The organism is Alteromonas sp. CyTr2 (assembly GCF_947311905.1).
GTDB classification, from domain to species: Bacteria; Pseudomonadota; Gammaproteobacteria; order Enterobacterales; family Alteromonadaceae; genus Alteromonas; species Alteromonas macleodii.
Genome location: NZ_CAMZMZ010000064.1, coordinates 1 through 6,769, shown reverse-complemented (window position 1 = coordinate 6,769; position 6,769 = coordinate 1). Strand labels below are relative to the sequence as shown.

Sequence of the window (6,769 nt, the reverse complement as noted above, 5' to 3'; positions counted from 1 at the left end):
ACCTCCGCAGCCATTTATTGGTGTGGTCTACAGAGGATTATGTCTTTTTAGAGGGGAAAATCCCTAGAACCCCAAGATGGTGGCCTCACTGATGCCGGTGCTCAATATGCTCACATCAAGTGAATTAGGGCCACTGTTATCACCGATTGCAAACGATGTGGATGACAGCCGGTTAATTACGGATTCTGGCCGTATTATCAACAATGCCCAAGTGGCGTATATCGGCTTGGATTCATTAACTGACGCCATGGTTGGCAGCGCCATTGGTTCGTTGCTTTTGTCCGATCTCACTGCTGTGGCCGGTGATCGCTATAACTATGGTGTTGAAAATCGTCCCGTAAATATCTTCATCGATGAGGCGGCTGAAGTCGTCAACGATCCCTTCATTCAACTGCTCAACAAAGGCCGTGGCGCAAAAATGCGTTGTGTAATTGCTACTCAGACCTTTGCTGACTTTGCAGCTCGTACAGGCAGTGAAGCTAAGGCTCGCCAGGTGTTAGGTAACATCAACAACTTGATAGCCCTTCGGGTGATGGATGCCGAAACGCAGCAGTACATTACCGACAATCTGCCTAAGACTCGGTTGCAGTACATCATGCAAACTCAAGGTATGTCGTCCAACTCGGACAGCCCCGCGTTGTTTACCGGCAATCATGGCGAACGCTTGATGGAGGAAGAAGGCGATATGTTTCCACCGCAGTTATTAGGCCAGCTTCCCAACCTGGAGTACATCGCCAAGCTTTCAGGTGGCCGCGTGATCAAAGGCCGCATTCCTATTTTAACCAGCTCTACACAGGCAGCATAAGGAGTCTGTATGCATCATTCTGTCTGTCTGAAAATGACAACACTTACCAGTAAAGAAATGCTCGCTCAGTGCCAGCAACATAACCCCCAGTTCAAGGAAACTTTAAGGCTGCTTGAAACCGACTGGCCTCATGCTTTGGCCTCAGTGCACTGTTTGGCGGACTATTTAACAGATGCGCTCACTTTAGATGGCCATTCCATCTTTGATTTGTGCCTTTGTAATGGTTTGGGCAGTTATGACGAAGTCAGTTGTGATGATGACAGTATCCGACTGTGGCATTTCATTGAGGCACTGACCTGGACTGCCGCCAGTGCTTTAACGGGGGTTCGGCTGCGTGATCCTGACCATTTCGAGTGGGCTGCCGTAGATGGTGTGTATTTCTACTCCTGGATTCGTAATCGTCAAAATCGGATGGCGTATTTGGCTGAAGGACGTATTGATGTGCGTTATGTCAGTGGCCATACATCGACAAAGCGGCTTCAACAAGTAATTAAAGCCCGGATTATGACGCCAACCGTTGCAGCCATGCTGGCGCGAGTTGAAGAGGATGTTTGGCATGAGCAAGCATAAGTCGGTTTGGCTGCTGTGTCTGGCGCTGATGCTGGAGATTATTGCCATTGGCGTGTTAGTGCCCGGTGATTGGACTGGCCGGGTTATTAGTAAAGAGAAACAGATGATCCAAAATCAATTGGGCGCTCAAACAAGCTATTGGATTGGTCAAACTAGCCATGGCTGGTATCAATCATGGGTTGTAGATACGCAGATGGAGCAATCTGTGCGTGATTTTCTAATCCCCACTGAAGAGCAGCGACTGCGCTCTAAAGGGATGGAGAACATGGGCGGCTTTTGGTTTGTGTGGGTAGAAGACCGTATTCAGGCATTTTTTGATGTGCTGTACCAAGTGTTCACTCGATTTGCTTTGTTGATGGTCTGGTTGCCCTTTGCCCTTATTCTCATGTTACCGGCGCTGTGGGACGGCTTGATGACCTGGAAGATTAAGAAGACAACCTTTGATTTTTCTAGCCCTATTATTCACCGCTACAGCATGATAATTCTGGGCTCAGGCGTCATTTTGCTGTTTATGGGATTGTTCGCCCCGCTGGCTATTCCACCGGTGGTACTACCGTCGCTGATCATCGGCTTGGCATTGATGGCAGGGTTGGCGTTAAGCCACTTGCAGAAGAAGATATGAGGCCAGTTAGGCCTCATCTTGTAGAGCTAAAACCTTACGCCTACGGTATTGCCGTTCTCGTCTTCAGCTGGCAAATGATAAGTATCAATAAGGTGACCTTGAAGCCAAATATATTGCGGCATCCAAAACGAGTACTGTCGTATAAGAGCCAATACTTCTTTCAGCGGTTTGTTTGCATGAGGCTCGGCAAGACGAAAGTACATGAATGAGCAATCATCTCGAAAGTACTCCTGAAGCTCTGAATCCGATAGCGTTTCTTTTAGAGGCCTGTTTTGTTCGTCGTCCTCATCAGGGGAGTTGGCATAAATTTCAAATAGCTGCTTTTCAGTGAGCATCTCCAAGAAGTGGTCTTCAATTAAAACCCCATCACTGGTATCGACATCCATACCATCTTTGACATCAAAAGCCATGACACATCCAGAAGATAACGCCACTTCTGATGGTTTAAGTAAGTCATTAGCTTGCACAACTTGATGCCAATGATTAAAACCAGCAGATACTGCAACTTCATCGAGTGCTTGAGTGTGTGGAATAGATTTTTCACGTTTAAGCTTTCGTGCTTTTTGCTTTAAACGTTCAACCGAGGCAGAGGAAATGATTTTAGTAATTTGCATTGAGTTTCTCCTATTAGCGAATACGGTGCCCACTGCCGAGGTCGCAGAAAAAACCTAAGCAAAAAATAAATTTTGGGTAAGCGGATTAAATGGTTGATCTTACCTTTGCATGAGAGTGAGACAGACCGGCATCTCATCGGATTATCTGGTTGATGCTTCACCTACTGCTGGTGCATGTTTCCTTCGCTAATTCCAGCAAGAACCCCACACGCCTCAACTTCCCGGTCATCGTTGCAACTCGCTCTCAGTGAAACGAGTTGTTTCTCAAGCGCTTGCAGAGCGGTTATCTGCGACCGCACATGAGAGATGTGATCATCGAGCAAGGTGTTGACGGCGGTACAAGGCTGATGAGGGTCGTCCTGATAGCTCTGTAGTTCGTGAATCTCAGCCAGTGACAGGCCCAGGATTCTGCAGCGGCGGATGAAGGCCAGCCCCTCACCATGCTTCTCGGTATAGACACGGTAACCGTTGTCCTGCCGATCAGGCGGCGGCAACAAGCCCTGCTGTTCATAGAAGCGGATCGTCTGTGTTTCGACCCCTACCAACTGCGCCAACTGACCAATGCGCATCAGCCTCCTCCCCAACGGATTCTTTACTCTATTGACCTTATAGTAGCTTTATAGTTTAAAATGGTACCACAACATTGTTCAAGTGGAGTCGTATTATGAGCAAATCCTGTGGTGGCGCCTGTGGCGCTGATGCAACGTCCGCAGCGGATACCGATATACAGGCCTCCTCCGAGGCGCCAGGGAGATGGGTCAGTGTTTATGCCGTGCCGAAGATGGACTGTCCATCAGAAGAACGAATGATTCGCCTAGCCCTGAACGGCTTTGAGGAGATTCGGGCGCTGTCCTTCGACTTGTCGAACCGCCGGCTGAAGGTCGTGCATGACGGCGAGGTTGAGCCCGTCACCTCGAAACTGAAGACCTTGGGGCTAGGCGCCTCGCTTCAGGAAACCGTCGCTGCAAATCCGGAGACCATCAAGGCCGCCGAGTTTTCGGCAGCTTCTGCTAAGCAAGAATCCGGGACCCTGCGCTGGTTGCTCGGCATCAATGCACTTCTGTTCGTGGTGGAAATGACTGCCGGTCTGATCGCCCGGTCCACCGGCCTGATTGGAGAATCCCTGGACAATTTTGCCGATGCGGCGGTGTACGGGCTTGCCCTTTATGCGGTTGGACATAGCGTGAAAATGCAGGTACGTGCCGCGCATCTTGCTGGTGTACTGCAACTGATCTTGGCTGTGGGCGTGCTCGTAGAGGTGGTGAGACGCTTTGTATTCGGTAGTGAGCCTGAATCGCTGGTGATGATGGCTATCGCATTCGTCGCATTGATTGCCAATACCAGTTGTCTGCTGCTCATATCCAAACATCGGGAAGGCGGGGCGCACATGAAGGCAAGCTGGATATTCTCGGCCAACGACGTGGTGATCAACCTGGGGGTCATCACCGCCGGCGCCCTGGTCGCGTGGACCGGTTCCAATTATCCGGATCTGATTATCGGCACCATCGCGGGGGGTATTGTACTTAACGGTGCCAGACGCATTTTGGCGTTGAAGGGTTAAATAATGCTCATTATTGGCAAAAAGCTCTCGCCGTATGCCCTATTGTCCATATCGGGCCTGCTGGCAGCGTCTGATCAGGCTGTAAAGTGGCTGGTGCAGCAATCAATGGCCTATGGCGAGTATGTTTCGGTGACCCCGTTCTTTAACTGGGTGCACCTATGGAACACCGGTGCCGCATTCAGTCTTTTTGCGAATGGTGGAGGCTGGCAGCGCTACTTTTTTATCGGAATCGCGGTAGTGGTCTCGATTTTTCTGATCAAGCTGATCCTTGAAAATCGTCATAAAGGAGAAGCCATCGCTTACAGTCTTATCCTCGGTGGCGCCATGGGTAACCTGATTGACCGGGTCTTTCGCGGCTATGTTGTGGATTCCTTTGATTTCTATTGGCGAGACTGGCATTGGCCGGCCTTCAACCTGGCTGATATTGCAATTGTCCTCGGTGCCTTACTTTTCGTTTCCAGCAGCTTGTTGGGTAAAAAAGCAAACACCAATGCCGAGTCGGATGGATCTGACTGACACCTACGCCTATACAACACCATGACCGAACTTCCCGACAACATCCTTCACCTGCCGCAATACCAAGTACTGGGCTGCAAATCAACCGACGACGAAATGCACTTCCAGGTGGACGTGCCCGATCCCATCGCCTGCGAGGAATGCGGCGTGCAGGGTGAGTTCGTACGGTTCGGCAAGCGTGACGTTCCCTATCGTGATCTGCCCATCCACGGCAAGCGGGTCACTCTCTGGGTGGTCCGCCGCCGATACACCTGCCGGGCCTGCAAGACAACATTCAGGCCCCAGCTACCGGAGATGGTGGACGGATTCCGTATGACACTGCGGCTGCATGAGTACGTGGAGAAGGAATCCTTCAACCACCCCTACACCTTTGTGGCGGCACAGACCGGCCTGGACGAGAAGACGGTGCGCGACATCTTCAACGCCCGCGCCGAGTTCCTGGGGCGCTGGCACCGCTTCGAGACGCCCCGCATCCTGGGCATTGACGAGCTATACCTGAACAAGCGCTACCGCTGCATTCTGACCAACATTGAGGAGCGAACCCTGCTCGACCTGCTGGCCACCCGCCGCCAGGACGTGGTGACCAACTACCTGATGAAGCTGAAAGACCGGCAGAAGGTCGAGATCGTCAGCATGGACATGTGGAACCCCTACCGGGCAGCGGTCAAGGCTGTGCTGCCCCAGGCCCGCATCGTGGTCGATAAGTTCCATGTGGTGCGCATGGCCAACGATGCCCTAGAGAGAGTGCGCAAGGGCCTCAGAAAGGAGCTGAAACCGTCCCAGAGTCGGACTCTCAAGGGAGACCGGAAAATCCTGCTGAAACGCGCTCACGAAGTCTCAGACCGGGAGCGCCTCATCATGGAGACCTGGACAGGCGCGTTCCCGCAACTGCTGGCCGCCTACGAGCACAAGGAGCGCTTCTACGGCATCTGGGACGCCACCACACGGCTCCAGGCAGAAGCCGCCCTGGACGAGTGGATAGCCACCATCCCGAAGGGCCAAAAGGAAGTCTGGAGCGATCTGGTCAGGGCAGTGGGAAACTGGCGCGAAGAGACCATGACCTACTTCGAGACGGACATGCCCGTCACCAACGCTTACACGGAGTCCATCAACCGACTGGCCAAGGACAAGAACCGTGAAGGGCGCGGTTACTCCTTCGAGGTGATGCGGGCACGAATGCTCTACACCACGAAGCACAAGAAGAAGGCACCGACTGCGAAGGTCTCTCCTTTCTACAAGAAAACCATCGGTTACGGACTGCCGGACTTCGCAGAGGAACTCAACTACGGAGTCGATCTATCAACCATCTGAGGGTGGTATCAGATTGATGGGGTGAAGGTGCCCCATCAACCATTAAATCCGTATACCCTTAATTTTTAGATAATAAGGACACAATCAGCAATGTTAACGTTGAATTTACATTTATTTAACCACTTTTTTGGAACAGACACGATGAAAGCTAAAATAAAAAATACGGCTACAGCAGTAGCGCTGTGCCTGGCAGCATCTACAGGTGCAGCACAAGCAGCAACAATCGGCGACACAAGTGTGAAATTCACAGGCTATATTAAAGTCGACGCTATGGTTAGTGACTACTCAGATGGCACCATTGCATCAGGTAGCGTAGGTCGCGATTTCTATATTCCTTCACTAACACCTGTTGGTGGCGTTGACGAAGATCCACAATTTGACGCGCATATCAGAACCTCACGATTCCGCTTTGCAACGTCAACGCCTACGGCTGAAGGCGACACAATTAACGGTGTATTCGAACTCGACTTCCTTGTAACTAGCGGCGGTGATGAGCGAATCAGTAACTCCTACACTCCGCGAGTACGCCACGCGTACTTAACTTACAAGAATTGGTTGGTGGGCCAAACAGGGACGACCTTTATGGACGTAGGTTCATTACCAGAATCACTTGATTTTATTGGTACCACTGACGGCATCACCTTTGCCCGTCAAGTTATGGTGAGATATACCAACGGCGGCCTACAGCTTGCGCTTGAAAACCCAGAATCAACCATTACGCCATTTGGCGGTGGTAGCCGAATTACGAGTGACGACAGCAGCGTTCCAGA

At 51.3% G+C, this 6,769-nt stretch carries 8 protein-coding genes and 1 pseudogene; 7 read left to right on the top strand and 2 right to left on the bottom strand.

All coding sequences use genetic code 11. The annotated features are described in order from the left end of the window. Window positions 1-73: 73 nt before the first annotated feature. From QME20_RS19345 to QME20_RS19335, 3 genes and pseudogenes are all read left to right on the top strand, one after another. Window positions 74-805: pseudogene (locus QME20_RS19345) on the top strand (TraM recognition domain-containing protein); the annotation flags it as partial. A 9-nt stretch (window positions 806-814) separates the two neighbouring features. Next, window positions 815-1,375, top strand: a complete 561-nt coding sequence (locus QME20_RS19340; protein ID WP_281716489.1) for a conjugative transfer protein — start codon at window positions 815-817, stop codon at window positions 1,373-1,375. After that, window positions 1,362-1,997, top strand: coding sequence for a DUF4400 domain-containing protein (locus QME20_RS19335; RefSeq protein ID WP_000033753.1), 636 nt, complete (start codon window positions 1,362-1,364; stop codon window positions 1,995-1,997). Before QME20_RS19340 ends, QME20_RS19335 begins: the two co-directional genes overlap by 14 nt. Window positions 1,998-2,023: 26 nt before the next feature. Here QME20_RS19335 and QME20_RS19330 read toward each other — a convergent pair whose 3' ends face one another. After that, window positions 2,024-2,611, bottom strand: a complete 588-nt coding sequence (locus QME20_RS19330) for a hypothetical protein (protein WP_020744993.1) — start codon at window positions 2,609-2,611, stop codon at window positions 2,024-2,026. Window positions 2,612-2,772: 161 nt separating this feature from the next. Continuing rightward, window positions 2,773-3,180 carry a Cd(II)/Pb(II)-responsive transcriptional regulator gene (gene cadR, locus QME20_RS19325; protein WP_007148576.1) on the bottom strand — a complete coding sequence of 136 codons (408 nt, stop codon included), beginning with the start codon at window positions 3,178-3,180 and terminating at the stop codon, window positions 2,773-2,775. A gap of 95 nt (window positions 3,181-3,275) precedes the next feature. Here cadR and QME20_RS19320 point away from each other — a divergent pair, with 95 nt between their 5' ends. The 4 genes from QME20_RS19320 to QME20_RS19305 form a co-directional block, all read left to right on the top strand. Further along, a complete protein-coding gene (locus QME20_RS19320; RefSeq protein WP_020744994.1) occupies window positions 3,276-4,172 on the top strand; it encodes a cation transporter in 897 nt (298 codons plus the stop codon). A gap of 3 nt (window positions 4,173-4,175) precedes the next feature. Then, the gene (gene lspA / locus QME20_RS19315; RefSeq protein WP_003821921.1) at window positions 4,176-4,688 is read left to right on the top strand and encodes a signal peptidase II; all 513 of its coding nucleotides are present in this window, start codon (window positions 4,176-4,178) and stop codon (window positions 4,686-4,688) included. Window positions 4,689-4,709: 21 nt separating this feature from the next. Beyond that, window positions 4,710-5,999: an ISL3-like element ISPpu12 family transposase gene (locus QME20_RS19310; protein WP_004574636.1), complete on the top strand. Its 1,290-nt coding sequence runs from the start codon at window positions 4,710-4,712 to the stop codon at window positions 5,997-5,999. A gap of 141 nt (window positions 6,000-6,140) precedes the next feature. After that, a partial coding sequence (locus QME20_RS19305) for a DcaP family trimeric outer membrane transporter (protein ID WP_281716488.1) occupies window positions 6,141-6,769 on the top strand: 629 nt, incomplete at its 3' end.

Coding starts and splice junctions, on each gene's coding strand:
- QME20_RS19340 (WP_281716489.1), top strand. CDS start 815: ATGCATCATTCTGTCTGTCTGAAAATGACAACACTTACCAGTAAAGAA.
- QME20_RS19335 (WP_000033753.1), top strand. CDS start 1,362: ATGAGCAAGCATAAGTCGGTTTGGCTGCTGTGTCTGGCGCTGATGCTG.
- QME20_RS19330 (WP_020744993.1), bottom strand. CDS start 2,611: ATGCAAATTACTAAAATCATTTCCTCTGCCTCGGTTGAACGTTTAAAG.
- cadR (WP_007148576.1), bottom strand. CDS start 3,180: ATGCGCATTGGTCAGTTGGCGCAGTTGGTAGGGGTCGAAACACAGACG.
- QME20_RS19320 (WP_020744994.1), top strand. CDS start 3,276: ATGAGCAAATCCTGTGGTGGCGCCTGTGGCGCTGATGCAACGTCCGCA.
- lspA (WP_003821921.1), top strand. CDS start 4,176: ATGCTCATTATTGGCAAAAAGCTCTCGCCGTATGCCCTATTGTCCATA.
- QME20_RS19310 (WP_004574636.1), top strand. CDS start 4,710: ATGACCGAACTTCCCGACAACATCCTTCACCTGCCGCAATACCAAGTA.